9 protein-coding genes are annotated in these 14376 nt (G+C 68.4%); 4 read left to right on the top strand and 5 right to left on the bottom strand.

Annotation, left to right across the window (positions count from 1 at the left end):
• The first annotated feature begins 59 nt into the window (after positions 1 to 59).
• Together B7495_RS19700 and B7495_RS19705 are read left to right on the top strand one after the other, a co-directional pair.
• The gene (locus B7495_RS19700; RefSeq protein ID WP_370028180.1) at positions 60 to 440 is read left to right on the top strand and encodes a substrate-binding domain-containing protein; all 381 of its coding nucleotides are present in this window, start codon (positions 60 to 62) and stop codon (positions 438 to 440) included.
• Positions 441 to 465: 25 nt separating this feature from the next.
• Entirely contained in the window at positions 466 to 879 is a 414-nt protein-coding gene (locus B7495_RS19705; protein ID WP_370028182.1) for a substrate-binding domain-containing protein, read from the top strand.
• Positions 880 to 1109: 230 nt separating this feature from the next.
• Here B7495_RS19705 and B7495_RS15420 read toward each other — a convergent pair whose 3' ends face one another.
• A complete protein-coding gene (locus B7495_RS15420; protein ID WP_088457358.1) occupies positions 1110 to 3335 on the bottom strand; it encodes a DEAD/DEAH box helicase in 2226 nt (741 codons plus the stop codon).
• A gap of 236 nt (positions 3336 to 3571) precedes the next feature.
• The gene (locus B7495_RS15425) at positions 3572 to 4333 is read right to left on the bottom strand and encodes an SDR family oxidoreductase (RefSeq protein WP_088457359.1); all 762 of its coding nucleotides are present in this window, start codon (positions 4331 to 4333) and stop codon (positions 3572 to 3574) included.
• A gap of 138 nt (positions 4334 to 4471) precedes the next feature.
• Here B7495_RS15425 and B7495_RS15430 point away from each other — a divergent pair, with 138 nt between their 5' ends.
• Positions 4472 to 5578, top strand: a complete 1107-nt coding sequence (locus B7495_RS15430) for an aromatic acid exporter family protein (protein WP_088457360.1) — start codon at positions 4472 to 4474, stop codon at positions 5576 to 5578.
• A 133-nt stretch (positions 5579 to 5711) separates the two neighbouring features.
• Positions 5712 to 6893, top strand: a complete 1182-nt coding sequence (locus B7495_RS15435; protein WP_088457361.1) for an alpha/beta hydrolase — start codon at positions 5712 to 5714, stop codon at positions 6891 to 6893.
• A 156-nt stretch (positions 6894 to 7049) separates the two neighbouring features.
• Here B7495_RS15435 and B7495_RS15440 read toward each other — a convergent pair whose 3' ends face one another.
• The 3 genes from B7495_RS15440 to B7495_RS15450 all read right to left on the bottom strand — a co-directional run bounded on the left by B7495_RS15440 (position 7050) and on the right by B7495_RS15450 (position 14338).
• A complete protein-coding gene (locus tag B7495_RS15440; protein WP_088458131.1) occupies positions 7050 to 9536 on the bottom strand; it encodes a glycoside hydrolase family 3 C-terminal domain-containing protein in 2487 nt (828 codons plus the stop codon).
• Between the two features lie 17 nt (positions 9537 to 9553).
• Positions 9554 to 13093, bottom strand: coding sequence for a hypothetical protein (locus B7495_RS15445; protein WP_151199594.1), 3540 nt, complete (start codon positions 13091 to 13093; stop codon positions 9554 to 9556).
• Positions 13094 to 13168: 75 nt separating this feature from the next.
• A complete protein-coding gene (locus B7495_RS15450) occupies positions 13169 to 14338 on the bottom strand; it encodes a glycoside hydrolase family 1 protein (RefSeq protein WP_088457363.1) in 1170 nt (389 codons plus the stop codon).
• Positions 14339 to 14376: the final 38 nt, after the last annotated feature.

Here is a 14376-nt window from a genome sequence, read left to right on the forward strand (position 1 = left end):
CCGCGCCGTTCAGCTGCCTCTCGGAGAACACGCGGCTCCGGTCGGGCAGAATGGGAACAGTGCTGGCACCAGACAGGCACCCGGCATTTTCCCTCGGCACGTCGATCGCGGTGGCCGCCCTGCTCCTGTCGGGTTGCGCCGCCAACGAATCCGGTGACGAGACGAGCACTCTGGCCGGCACGCTGGACGGTGCCGGGTCGAGCGCGCCGGGGTCCGCCGCCATCGACCTGCCCGTCTACGTGTCACCGTCGGTGTTGGTCTACAACGTCGATGGCGTGGACACCCTGCGCCTGGATCCGTCGGCGATCGCGAACATTTTCTCCGGTGCGATCACGCGGTGGAACGACCCCGCCCTCGTCGACCTGAACTCCGACGCCACCCTGCCCGCCGAACAGATCTCCGCGGTGCATCGCTCGGACGATTCGGGCACGACGAAGTGAGGGCGCCCAAGGCAACTCCGGCGTCGTGAGCGCCGTCGCCAACGGCAACAACACCATCGGCTACGCGGATGCGTCCAGGGTCGGTGACCCCTCTGTCGCGGCGTTGCAGGTGGGCGACGAGTTCGTCGATTACTCCACCGAGGCCGCTGCGGCCGTCATCGACGCCTCGCCCCTGGTGGAGCGGGACAACCCCAACGACCTGGTGGTGGATGTCGACCGCACCTCCACGGCCCCCGGCGTGTACCCGCTGGTGCTCGTGAGCTACCTGATCGCGTGCGAAGACTATCCCGACGCCGACCAGGCCGAGCTCGTCGCGGCCTACCTGGCGTACATGGCCAGCCCGGAGGGTCAGGCCGCCGCCGCAGAGAGCGCGGGTTCGGCGCCGCTGTCCGCTGACTTTTCTGACCGGGTGCTCGAGGCCGTCGCAAGCATCCGCTGAGCCGCGCATCCGCCCCCGCTGACCAGGCCGGGCGGATATCTGTGGAGCACCGCGCGGATGCCCCACAGACATCCTGTGCTCGCGCGCGCTGTCACAAACCCGAATTGTGAGGGAGCACGCGAACGACAAAACCGTACCGCATCCCCGATCGTGCGCGACGGCTTCGCGCGCCGGTTAACCGCCGGCAGGGCACCCGCCGAAACGGATGCCCTGCCGGTTGTGCGCTGGTGTTACAGGTTCGCCAGAGCGGTGATCGAGGCGTCGCCCGGCGTGGCCGAGGTGAAGCTGGAGTCGATCTCGGCCCGGTCGAGCAGGTCTTCCATGCGACGACGACGCTGCTTGGGGATCAGCGTGACGACGGTACCGGACTTGCCGGCGCGGCCGGTGCGGCCGGCGCGGTGCAGGTAGGTCTTGTACTCGTCGGGCATGTCGGCCTGGATGACCAGGTCGATGTCGTCGACGTGGATGCCGCGGGCGGCGACGTCCGTGGCGACGAGAACATTGACGCGACCGCTGGTGAGCATCTGCAGGTTGCGGGTACGGCGGGCCTGGTTGAGGTCGCCGTGCAGGCTGGTGGCCTTGACGCCGGCGTCCTCGAGCTGGTCGGCGAGCTGCTCGGCGTAGGCGCGGGTGCGGCTGAAGATGAGCGTCTTGCCCTGGCGGTCGACAAGCTGGCCGATGATGGAGGCCTTGTCGCGGTGCTCGATGAGGAGGACCTTGTGGTCGATCGTGCTGGAGGCCTGGTCTTCTCCGGCGACCTCGTGCACGGCCGGGTTGGTCAGGAATTCCTTGACCAGCGAGGCGACGCCCTTGTCGAGGGTGGCCGAGAACAGCAGACGCTGGCCGCCCTTCTTGGTGAGGCGCAGGATGCGCTGAACCGGCTCGAGGAAGCCCAGGTCGCACATGTAGTCGGCCTCGTCGAGGACTGTGATGACAACCTCGGACAGGTCGAGACGACCCTGCTCGACGAGGTCCTCGATGCGGCCGGCGGTGCCGATGATGATGTCCACGCCGCGCTGGAGGGCGCTGACCTGGCGGTACTGCGGAACGCCGCCGTAGATCTGGGTGGTGAAGAGGCCGACGCTGCGCGCGATGGGCTGCACGGTGCGGTCGATCTGCAGGGCCAGCTCGCGGGTGGGGGCCAGGATCAGCGCGCGGGGCTTGCGGGCCATCTTGCGGTCCTTGGCGCCGTTGTTCTCCATGAGCTTCTCGATCATGGGAGCGGCGAACGCGATGGTCTTGCCGGAGCCGGTCTTGCCGCGGCCGAGCACGTCACGGCCGGCGAGCACATCGGGGATGGTCGCGGCCTGGATCGGGAACGGGGACGGAGCGCCGAGGAGAGCGAGCTCGCGCACGATGTTGCCACCGAGCCCGAGGTCGCCGAACGTCACGCCGACAACATCTTCTGCGGTCGTGGCGATGGCCTCGAGGCGCTCGAGCACCACGTCGTCGCCGGCGGCGAACTTGGGCTTGGAGTCGCGGTCGGGGTAGAAGTTGCTGGAGTGGCCGCCGTCGTTGGAACGGTCGTTGCGGGCCGCGCGGTCATTGCCGTACGCGGGACGTTCGCCACGGGCCGGACGGTCGTTGCTGTACGACGGGCGGTCGGTGCGGGCGGGGTGATCGCCGTAGGACGGACGCTCCGTGCGGGCCGGACGGTCGCTGTTGTAGGACGGACGCTCGGTGCGGGCCGGACGGTCGCTGTTGCGGTCGTTATAGGCGGGGCGATCGGTGCGCGGGGCACGGTCACCGTACGACGGGCGGTCGTTGTTGTACGACGGACGGTCAGTGCGCGGGGCACGGTCACCGTAGGACGGACGCTCGGTGCGAGCCGGACGGTCGCTGTTGCGGTCGTTATAGGCGGGGCGATCGGTGCGCGGGGCACGGTCACCGTACGACGGGCGGTCGTTGTTGTACGACGGACGGTCAGTGCGCGGGGCACGGTCACCGTAGGACGGACGCTCTGTGCGAGCCGGACGGTCGTTGTTGTACGACGGGCGATCGGTGCGCGGGGCACGGTCGCCGTACGACGGACGGTCGTTGTTGTACGACGGGCGATCGGTGCGCGGGGCACGGTCGCCGTAGGAGGGACGGTCGCCGCGAGCGGGACGGTCGTTGTTGTACGAGGGACGGTCGCCGCGAGCGGGACGGTCGTTGTTGTACGAGGGACGGTCGGTGCGCGGGGCACGGTCGTTGGAGGCCGGACGCTCGGTGCGGGCACCGTAGGCGGGACGGTCACCGTAGGCGGGACGGTCGGAGGAGGAGCGCTCACCGGAACGCGCTGCGCGCTCGTCGGCGTTCCAGCGCTGCTTCTTGGGAGCGCCATCGTCTGCGCGGTAGCCGCGGTGTCCGGGGCTCTTGCTGCCGCCCTTGGGTGCGCCCTTGGGGCCGCCCTTGGAGTGGCTCGGGTCGAAGTTCTTGGCTGCGCGGCCGACGGCCGGCTTCTTGCTAGAAGGCATAGAAGTATTTCTGGGTTGTGTTGAGTACATGGCAGTAGTGCGTCGCACGGCGACGCAACCTGAGAACCCGGGCAGTCTATGGCCGGGGCCGTTCACATACAGTGATTTTTCACCAGCGGATTACTGGGAAACCGGCCCATCCTGACTTACAAACCCATCCGCGCACACAATGAAACACGCGGTGTCAAGAGCCGACTTGTCCACGTTACCTTATCGAGTCCCAAAAGTCACGGTTGCTAGCCGGCGGGCTTTGGGTGCGCGATGCCGTCGAGCCACTGTGCGAAGGACTCGGCACCTCGTTCGGTGTTGGGGGCCGGCAACAGGGTGCCGTCTCGCATCGCGGTGCCCATTCGGCCTGGGAGCTTGAATTGCACGATGCGGGCGTGAGTGCGCGTGACTCGGGCGTAGTCGCGCACCATGTCGACAAGGCGTTCCTCCCGTGGGCCGCCGAGATCGGGCACCTGCCCGCGCGGCGGGCCCACCACAAGCTCGACGAGCCGCTGGGCAACCTCCCGCGCCGCGACGGGCTGGGTCCGCATGACGGGCACCAGGGTGAGGATGCCGCGCGAGCCTCGCCCGAGGGTCTGGGCCGCGAACTCATGGAACTGCGTGGCCCTGAGCATGGTCCACGGCACGGCGCCGCGTTTCACCGCCTCCTCCTGGACGACCTTGCCCGCGTAGTACCCGGCGGAGACCGTGTCGGCATTCACGATCGAGAGGGTGACGTGGTGCCGCACCCCGGCGGCGGCCTCTGCCCTGAGCAGAGTGGCCGTGGCCGTGCCGAAGAAGCGGGTGGACGCTTTAGCAGACAGCGTGGAGGTATTGACCACATCGATGACCCCGTCAACACCGTCGAGCACCGAGGAGAGCCTGTCTCCGGTCACGAGGTCGATTCCGGTCGACCGGGCGAGGACGACAGGCTGGTGCCCAAGACGGCTGACCAGGTCGGTGACGTGACGCCCGACGGTGCCGGTTCCTCCCGCTATCGCGATCTTCACGACGCCTCCTTTTCGAGCTCTCCCCGCGGGGACAGGCCCAGGTGATGCCGCGATTCTATGCCGATGGCGCCGAAACCTCTGGGCCCGCGGGGCCAGCCGCGATTGGGCGGGAAGCCGGGAATCGTGCAGACTCGTTCGATGCGCACTCCCGATCTCTCCCCACGTGCCGCCGGTGGCCTGGTGAAGACCGCCGTGGCACATCCCCGCCTGCTGCAGGCCGTGAAGACGGCCGTTGCGGTGGCGATCGCCTGGAAGCTCGCCCCCCTGATGCCCGGCGTCGCCAACGATTACCCCTACTACGCGCCGCTCGGTGTCATCGTGGCCAGCTTTCCGACCCTGATGGGGTCGATCAAGAACGCTATGCAGACCCTTGCCGGGCTGGTGATCGGCATCGCTCTGGCGGCCGCGGTGATCATCTTCAGCGAACCCAGCGTGCTGACGGTGTCGCTCGTGGTGGGGATCGGCATGCTGTTCGGCGGCATCCGCCAGCTGGGCGCCGGACGGGAGTACGTGCCGATCGCGGGTCTGTTCGTGCTGATCGTCGGCGGTCCGAACGCCGACGGCTATTCGATCGGATACGTCTCGCAGATGACCCTGGGCATCGTTGTCGGGCTGGCGGTGAACCTCCTCGTCGCACCCCCGCTGCGGGTGACTGCCGCGGTGAAGGAATTGTCCAGGTTGCGGCGTGCGCTCGGATTGCACCTGGGTTCGGTTGCCGACGCCCTCGAGGCGAGCTGGCCGCCCGAGGAGGGCGAATGGTCCAAGCAGGGCGCCACGTTGGCGAGCACCAGCACCGCCGTGCGTCGCGCGTTGGCGGAGGCCGACGAGAGCCGCCGGATCAACCCGCGGGCGCGCATCCGGCCGCACGATCTCAGCACCGACTATGACGACCTGGCGGCGCTCGAGAACGCGACCTTCTATGTGCGCGACCTCACCGACGTGCTCGCTGGGGCGGCCTGGGGTACACCGGTGCCCGTGGAGCTGCCGGCCGCGCTGCGACCGGCGCTGAGTGCGGCGGTGCGGGCGACGGCCGCCCTGGTCAATGAATGGGACACCGGGGAACCGAGTCTCGACGCCCTGCGGGCGGCCGAGGATGCCGCAGCCGCCATGACCGAGGCGATCCATGAGCACCGTGAACTGGGTGCGGAAGCCATCGTCGCGGCCAGCGCGGCGGCCCTCGACGTCACCCGGATGCTCGCCGCTCTGAGCCCGGGGATTACCCGCGACGTCCCCGCGAAGGCCTGACGCCCCGCTGAGGCCGCCGTCGGGCCGCTCTGCGACGCGCCCGGCCGGCGTTTTGACGCCCGCCGATTAGCGAGCCGGGCCCGACCGATCTATTCTCGAAAGCACCCGCACCCAGCACATTTCAGGAGCATCCGTGAGTAACGGTCGCCGCATCATCGGACTCGGCTCCCGACGCTTTCTCGTTCTCTTCGTCGCCTATGCCGGCGGCATGGCCGTCGTGGCCACCGCCTTGCTCGGCGGCCTGCATTGGAACCTGCGCCCGGTGGCGCCCGCACAGGCCGGCGGAACCGCGAGCGAGGTCGACACCACGGCGATCGTGGGCATCCGCACCTTCACCGCGCCCGGGGACGCCGTGATCGATGAGGACGTCGTCTACGCCACCCAGCCGGACGGCACCCAGCTCACCCTCGACGTCTGCTCGCCGCCAGAAGCGGATGCCGGGTCAACCGCTGACGTGGACAGCGGCACCGGGGACGCGGCGGCCGGCCAAACGGCCGCACCCGATCCGTCCGCTGAGCCCGAGTCGACGGCGGCTCCCGCCGACGACGCATCCGCGGATCCGGCCACCGCTGGCGCGATGGAACCGGGCACGGACACCGAGACGCCCTCTCAAGCCACCCTCCGGCCGGCGGTGCTCTCCATCCACGGCGGCAGCTGGGCTCGCGGCGACAAAGGCAACAGCGACTGGCGCAATGTCTGCGAATGGCTCGCCTCCGAGGGGTTCGTGGCGTACTCGGTGAACTACAGGCTGGTGCCGGCGGTGAGTTTTCCGGCTGCCATTGAAGACCTGGGCCGCGCCGTCGAGTGGATGCGCGCAAATGCCGAGCACTACGGCATCGACCCCGCCCGAATCGGTGCCTTCGGCGGTTCGGCGGGCGGCAACCTGGCCACGCTGCTCGGTGCCCGCGGCACTGGATCGCTTACCGACGGCAGCCGGGTCGCGGCTGTTGCCGAGCTCTCCGGGCCCGTCGACCTGAGCTACGACGGCATCGTGGTGGCCGGCGGCTCCTCTGGGCTTGAGCAGATCGTGCTCGACTACCTGGACTGCGAATCGCTGCTGGACTGTCGGGCGGCCCGGGACGCGTCGGCCGTCAGGTCGCTGGATCGCACCGACCCGCCCGTCTTCGTCGGGTCGTCCACTGACGAGTTCATTCCGCTGAGCCAGTCCACCGGCTTCGCCGCGGAGCTCAACGCCCTCGGCATCGTCAACCAGCTCGTCACGGTGCCGGGCAGCCTGCACTCCATCGGCATCCTCGATGCGGCGATGCGCGGTGCGGTGTCGGCCTTTCTGCACGAGCACCTCGACACGGACTGAGCCAGGCGCACGGCCTGAAAAGAGTTATCCACAACCCGCCGGCACTCCGCCCGGCCGGGTGGTCGTCGTTGTTCTCATCCGACGCCGCTCCGGCACTGGTTGATGCGGAAGGGCCGGCTTGAGGGGCAAAGGGAAGGTCTACGCCGATGCTCGTACCTAGGGCTGGCTCCCCGCCGCCGAGTTCCTGAGGATCTCCTTGCTCAGCGCGGGCAGCGCCAGGACGAGCTGGAGGACGGTTCGGGCGGTGCGCTGGACCTCGCCGAGTGTGATGCCGTCTGGGCGAGCGAGGGAATCGAGCAGAGACGATGCCGCCGAGGCGTCGAAGCCGCCGCTGACGTGGTCGAACCATCCGCCAGGCATAAAGACGTCGACCTGCGCGCGGACCCGGTAAGCGTCGTCAGCCACCGCCGGGAAATCCGGGTCGACGGCGCGCTGCATCCACCAATCGGTGATCACCGTTCCCTCAAATCCCCATTCCTCCCGCAGGATCGTCGTGCACAACTCGTCGTTGTAGTGCGACCATGCGCCGTTGATTTTGTTGTACGACGTCATGAGGGTGTGCGGGCGCGCCTGGGCGAGGCAGATCTGAAACCCGCGCAGATAGATCTCCCGCAGAGCCCGTTCCGAGACCCTCGAGTCGTTGAGGTTCCGGTTGGTTTCCTGGTTGTTGCACGCAAAGTGCTTGGGGCAGGCCGCTACTCCCGCTTCCTGGACGCCAGCCACGACTGCGGCCGCGATAAGGCCGGTGACCAGCGGGTCCTCGGAGAAGTACTCGAAGTTGCGCCCGCACAGGGGGTCACGGTGAATGTTCATTCCCGGGCTGAGTAGCACGTGGGTGCCCTTGCGGACCATCTCCTCGCCGTGGTGCGCCGCGAGTCGACGCACGAGCGGGGTGTTCCAGGTTGAGGCGAGTGCCGCTCCGCAGGGCAGGAGCGCAGCGTAGGCCGCCAGCCGGATGCCGGAGGGGCCGTCCGTCGTCGTGATGGGAGGCACGCCCTTCGCTCGTAGCGACGCGGTGATGCCGCCGAACACGCCGGCGTTCCCGGGCGTCCCGAGCGGGCTGTCCATGACTACGTCACCTCGGGTGAGCGCTTCCAGGTCCTCGTGGGAGAGCTGGGCCACGAACTCGTCGAGCGTCGCTGCCCCTTCAGCGACATCGGCCAGAGTGACGGCCTGGCTTCCGGTCTGCTCCAGCGCCGGAACCGTGCGTGCCTGGAGCCGTTCGCGGCGGGAGACCTCCCGCGTGGGGACATCCTGCCACCCGACGACGGCGCGACCGGCGTCGTCGCGGTCGAGAATCATCCGTTGGAAGGGGTGAGCGGCGGCGGGTGCGCACGCCTCGGTCAGCTGTTCGACGACGCGCAGCTCGCTGAGCGTGAACGAGGCGATCTGGGTCGCCGCGCGCACGTCGGTGCCGGCGAACACCGTGTATTGACCGGCCTCGAGGACGTAGGCGGACCGATGGCCGGTTGCCCCGGAATCGTCGTAAGAGGCCAGAGAGGCGATCGGGAACGCCAGGTGCAACGACTCGCTCTCGCCCGGGTCCAGTCGTCGCGACTTCGCGAAGGATGCCAGCGTGCGGGCAGGCTTGCCGAGCTCGCCGTCCGGCGCTTGGACGTACACCTGGACGACCTCAGCGCCGGGATGCTCCGTCCCGACGTTGCTCACGCGCGCGGTGACCGTGACCTCCTCGTCGTTGACGTGGGCCGTGGCCACCACATCGAGTCTCGAGTACCCGAGACCGAACCCAAAGGGAAAGAGGACGGCGTCGGGCGCGAAGGTTTCGAAGTACCGGTAGCCGACGTAGATGTCCTCCGCGTAGTCGTTATGCTCGAGCCCGCCGAAGTTCGGTGCGCTCGGGTAGTCGGCGTAGGAACGCGCGATGGTGTCGGTGAGTCGCCCTCCGGGCACCTGCACGCCGGTCAGGACGTCCGCGATGGCCCGCGCGCCCTCCATGCCGCCCTGCCAGGCGTAGAGCACCGAGGAGATCGCCTCGCCGTACTGGTCCAGCCAGGCGAGATCGATGACGTTGCCGCAATCGAGCACCACGACGGTGTGCGTGAACGCTGAGGTGACCGCGTCCAGCAGGCTCTTCTCCGCGTCCGTGAGGTAATAACTGCCCTGGGTCAGGGTGTTCTCTCGCGCTTCCCCGGCGGCACGCCCCAGGACGACGATGGCGACGTCCGTCCGGGTTGCGGCGGCTCGAACGGCCTCGCCTTCGAGGGGCATCTCCTCGAAGTAGCGCGGCCAATTCCCCCAGGTGCCCTCGTCGGGTGGGTTCTCCGCGCACCAGCGCGTGTAGGACGCGGCGAGATCTGCGTCGACGGTGACCTGGCCGCCGTCGCGCAGTGCGTCCAGAAGGTTCCAGGAGTACGGAGCGTTGACGTCCCCGCCCGACCCGTACCCGACCGAGAAGTAGTCGATCTGGACCCGCCCGAAGAGCGCAATGCGCGACCCCCCGCGCAGAGGGAGGGTGCCGTCGTTGCGGAGCAGGACAGTCCCGTCAGCGGCGGACTCCCGGCACAGCGCGACGAGCTCCGGGTCGATGTAGGTCTCGGTGTCAACCAGGCCCGTGGAGGCCTGCGCCAATTGCTCTTCGCCCGCCGAGAGCGATGGGGTGGGGTTGTCCGCCGGCGATGTCATCAGATGTTCCTCCATGGTCAGGCCTCAAGTGTGCTGCGGTCAACGCCGACGTGAACGTCGAGGACCGAGATTCCGACGAGGTCCGCGAACGAGACGGACAGGCCGCCCTGGCGGTAGTGCGCCGTCGTCTTGACCCCGGTGAGGGGCGCGCCGTCGGCCATCACGCGGACATCCCCGCTGCCGGGCTCGACGTGGAAGCGCACCGTGCGACGCTCGCCGGCAAGGTCGATGGCGATCGTGAGGCCGTCGTCCTCGAGAGCGAGGACCGGGTCTATGACCACCGCGCCGGCTCGCTCGACGAGGCCGAGCGCTCCCTGCACCAGCTGGCGAAGGTAGATACCCGGGCCACTGGAGTAGACGCGCCATCCGCCCTTGACCCCGACGGTGCCATCTCGCAACCGGTCGAAATTCGCGGCGGCGTCGTAGCGGTCGGTGAAGGCTGCGTCGGAGGAGGAGTAGTAGCAGTTTCGCTGGCGCGGCATGCTCGTGCTCAGTCGCTCGAACTGGCCGACTGGGCTGATTCTCAACAGCTCCGTGACGAGCCGCTCTCGGCCCAGCGTCGCGAGGGCCTGCGTGTAGCGGATGTGGGCATGGGTGTACATGAGCCCGACTTCACGGCCGAAGTTCGCCGCTTGCTCACCACGACGGAAGAATCGCGTCTGGCCTTCGTGGAAGGGCGCGGGCCGGTCCATGAGGCGGACGCCGTCGGGGAAGTGCAGGTGCTCCTCGACGAGACTCTCGTGGCGCACTGCTTGCTCGGGGGTGAACAGTCCGGCGATGATCGACCGGGTCATGGGGATGAGCCGGTAGGAAAGCCCCGTCCGGTCGTCGCTGGGGTGCAGCACGGGCCGCGGGCCCTCGGGGGTGAAGACGACGTAGCCGGCGAGCACATCGTCGATGATGAGACGCTCAGCGAATTCAGCCGCTATCGTCGACGCCTCGGACATGAGGTCGGTGGCGAGCGAGTCGTGCGCGGTCCCCCGAAGCTGGCCGCCGAGGGTGCTGACCGCCTGAAACAGAAGGGCGACGGTCCAGGCGGAGGCCATCTCACGGCTCATTGAGGCCTGTGCGGGCTGGAGGGTGTCATCCCAGTCGCCCTCACCGTACGAGAGCAGGTCAGTCCCAGGGGCGCGGTGGCTGCGGATGTAGTTCAGGGAGGCGCGCACATGGTCGGTGAGGGGCGCAGCCACGCTGCCCGGGCGGCGCAGCTCGCCGTCCCAGTACGGCACCGTGACGTCGAGGATCGTCGTATCGCCGGTCGCAGCCAGGTACTCCCCCAGCGCCATCAAGGGCCAGACGACGACGTCGCCGTGGGCCTCGTCGGAGTACCGCTCGCGGTAGGCGTCGAACATGAACCATTGCGGCAGGGTCCCGTCCGGGGACTGCTGGGCGAACACCCGGCGGACGATGTCCCGCGCCGCGTCGAAGTGGCCGAAGGCGAGGTTGAGCTCGAGCGGTCCCTGGCAGACGTCACGGGTGCCCCAGGCCGCGCCGGAGTATTGTTCGAGACCGTGCGGGACGAGGAAGTGAACCAGCGCGTTCTGCGTGAACCACGGCAGCAGGAGGTTGATCTCGGTGAGGCGGCCGTCGCCCTCGACCCGTAGGTTGCGCGTGTAGTCGGCGATGTAACCGCGGTGCGCTGCGAGCTCGGCGGAGACGTCGAGTGGGTTGTTGAGCACCGCCTCGGCGTGGGCGAGGGCGTCCGCGGCGCCGTCGAGGTCACCGGAGAGCACAAGCGAGGCCGAGGTCGTTGCGTCGAAAGCGACAGTCGTCAGGTTCGTGCCATGGGAGCGGCCGTCGGGGAAGAGCACCGTGTCGTCACCGAAGCGCCCGGCCTCACTGGCGAGTACGTAGACGAGATCAGGGCAGTGCTCGGCGACGTCGGTCCCGGCGTCCGCAGCGTAGACGATCGCGCGGCCGTTGAGGGCCCGGCTTGCGGTCCACGACTGCCCGCCGAGCTCGACATCCACGGTGAGGATGATGTCGATCGGCTGCTCGGAGTCGATGCGGATCTCGATGGCACGGGCGTCATGGCTCGCCGTCGTGCGCACGTCGATGCGACCGTCCTCGGTCGCGTAGATCCAACGGACCCCGCCGAGGTCGAGGACGAGGGCGGAGGGCACTCCGAGCAGCTGCCACCGGTCACCTATTCGAACGAGTGCCCGCACCCCTGAGGAACGCAGCAGGTTGAGGTGGTTGCGTTGGACGGAGACGAAACGGTTGGCGGTCGTGTTCCCGACGACGACGTGGGAGGCGAAGACCCCGTAGGCGTAGGCCGTCGCGGAGAGGATGTTGTCGTTCGGGCTAACGTCGGTGCCGGCCTTGAGGACGTGCCCGTGGGGTCGCTCAACCGCGAGTTCCTTTGCACGGCTGACGACGTGGGTGGCCTCGGGCGTGAAGAAGGACAGCAGGTTCCCGGCATCGTCGCGCTCGGGCTGGAGGACCCGGGACGACGCGTCGGAGTTCGCCGACACGGTCCCGAGCTCGGTGAGCTCGGCGTCGGAGAGGTCGAGGCCGGCCAAGAGCGGGGCCGATACCAACAGGGAGCGGGACGACGCGTGCGGCCCGGCAGCAGGAGCGGTATGCACTGTGACGGAGCTCACTCCGTCGTGCAGTGCTGAGGGCGCGCTGCCCAGCCCCAGCGCGAGCGCGCGATCGAACAGTCCAGGCACCTCGTCGAGGGCGTCGGCGAGCTCTCCGCGGTAGTCCGCGACCACGGCCGTCACGGCGTGCACGGTGCGCGGAGCGGTGAGATCGAACTCGGGACCGAGTAGCACCGGGAAGGCGAACTCGTACTGATAGATGAGCGAGTCCCAGTCGGGCACACCCAGGCTGTGAGCGCGGCCATCGATCTTCGCGTCGAGCCCATAGAACGAGAATCCGTCGGTGAGGTAGGCGCGAGCTCCTTCGACGAGAGCGGTCACCGCCAGAGGCAGCACGGGCGCAGTCGCCATGGTCTGCCGGCTCGCGACCACGGCTCCGGCGCGGGCGTCGTCGAGCACGTGGTGCACGACGTACTGGCTCACGTACGGCTCGTTGTTGACGGCCGTCGAGAACGGCACGAGGGCCAGGTCCTGGGCGAAGACGACGTCGTAGATGGAGCCCGCCGCGCCGGGCTCAGCGGTCGCGAGGTCCACCCGCCACACCCAGACGTCACCGTGCGGGTCAAGAGTGAGAGTCACCACGTAGCTCGCCCCGAGGGCCTGGCCTGACCAGCGCACGCAGCCGGGCGCCTCAGCGAAGTCACCGGCCGAGCGTCCACCGACGAGCGGCACCCCCTCGACGATGCGAGCACCCGAGGCGTCCAGGCCGTGGCGGCGCAAGAACACGCCGCCGACCATGGCGTCATGCTCGCTCGGCAGATACTGGTTGACCAACATCGACTCCCCGTACGTGATGGCACGCACGTCGCCGGCGGCTGACAGCTCGATGCGAGTGGTCCCCGCTTCAAGCAACGCCGCCGTCGGCGCGACTCTCCTCTGGCCACGCTCGGCCGGCAGGTCTGTGGCTGCTGCAGCAGGATCGGCAGTGGATGGGTGGACGGTGTGCGTGGTCACGAATATTCCTCAAGGCAGGCAGCTGCAAGTGGGTGGGGTGCGGCGGGTCGAGCGGGATGGTGCGGGCGGGAAAGCTCAGACGGCGAGAGCGTTGGCCATCGCCACGTTGCCGAGCCAATGAGCGCTGGGTTTGACGGTCCGCACGAAGGTGGAGCGGTCCACACTCACGAGCCCGAAGGTCGGGCCGTAGGAACCCCACTCGTAGTTGTCGAGCAAGCTCCAGTACAGGTAGCCCTCCACCTGGATCCCGTCGGTGATCGCCCGGTGCAGTCCCTCGAGCGCGCCCTGCAGATAGGCCACCCGGCGGGTGTCATCGTCGGTAGCGATGCCATTCTCGGTGACGAAGACGGGCACCCCCGGTGCCATCTCGTGGGACAGGCGGATACCGTCCTCGAGGGCTCGCGGGTAGAACTCCCAGCCGGTAAGGGTCCTCTCGGCGTCGTCGGCTATCGGGAGCGGCCCCTCGGGACCGATCTTGGTGCGGGTGTAGGCCTGCACGCCGACCCAGTCGTCGCCGGCAGCCATCTCGAGGTACCAGGCGTCACGGTCGTAGCCATACTCACGGGCGATCTCCTCGCAGCCTGGCTCAGGCTGAAAGTCCTGTGTGGCGACCGTCCAGCCAGTGCGAAAATCGCCTGCCTCCGCGAGCACCGCTCGGCAGGCGCGGTGGGCCGCGAGCAGGGTCCGGGCGACGCTGACGTCGGGTCCGGGCTGTCCGAAAGCTTGCAAGGTCGTACCTAGACCGTCGCCTCCGGCCATCATCGCGACCATGTTCGGCTCGTTGATGGTGCACACCCACTCCACGCCCTCAAGGACGGGGAGCACGGTCCGCGTGTAAAAAGCGAATCGCTCGACGGCGTCGGGCGCACGCCACCCACCTTCGTCCTCGAACCACTGCGGAATGGTGAAATGGTGCAGCGTGATCATCGGCTTGAGGCCGAGCTCAATGGCCGTCAGGACCATGCGGCGGTAGTGGGCGAGCTCCGCCTGAGAGACGAAGCCTTTCTGGGGCTCGATGCGAGCCCACTCGATCGAAAAGCGATACATACCCAGGCCCGCATCGACGAGCGCCTGCATGTCCTCGCGGAAGCGGTGGTAGCTATCGCAGGCATCAAGGCTCGGCTCGGCGATCGTGGAGTCCACGAGGTGCTCGCGACGCCACCAGTCGGAGCTGACGTTGTTGCCCTCGATCTGGTGAGCGGCGGTCGCGGATCCCCAGCGGAATCCTTCGGGGAAGTGCAGCATGTTTGCCTCGCTTGGTCTTGTGTGGATTGGTGCAGTCA

Source organism: Cryobacterium sp. LW097 (assembly GCF_002205495.2).
GTDB classification, from domain to species: Bacteria; Actinomycetota; Actinomycetes; order Actinomycetales; family Microbacteriaceae; genus Cryobacterium; species Cryobacterium zongtaii.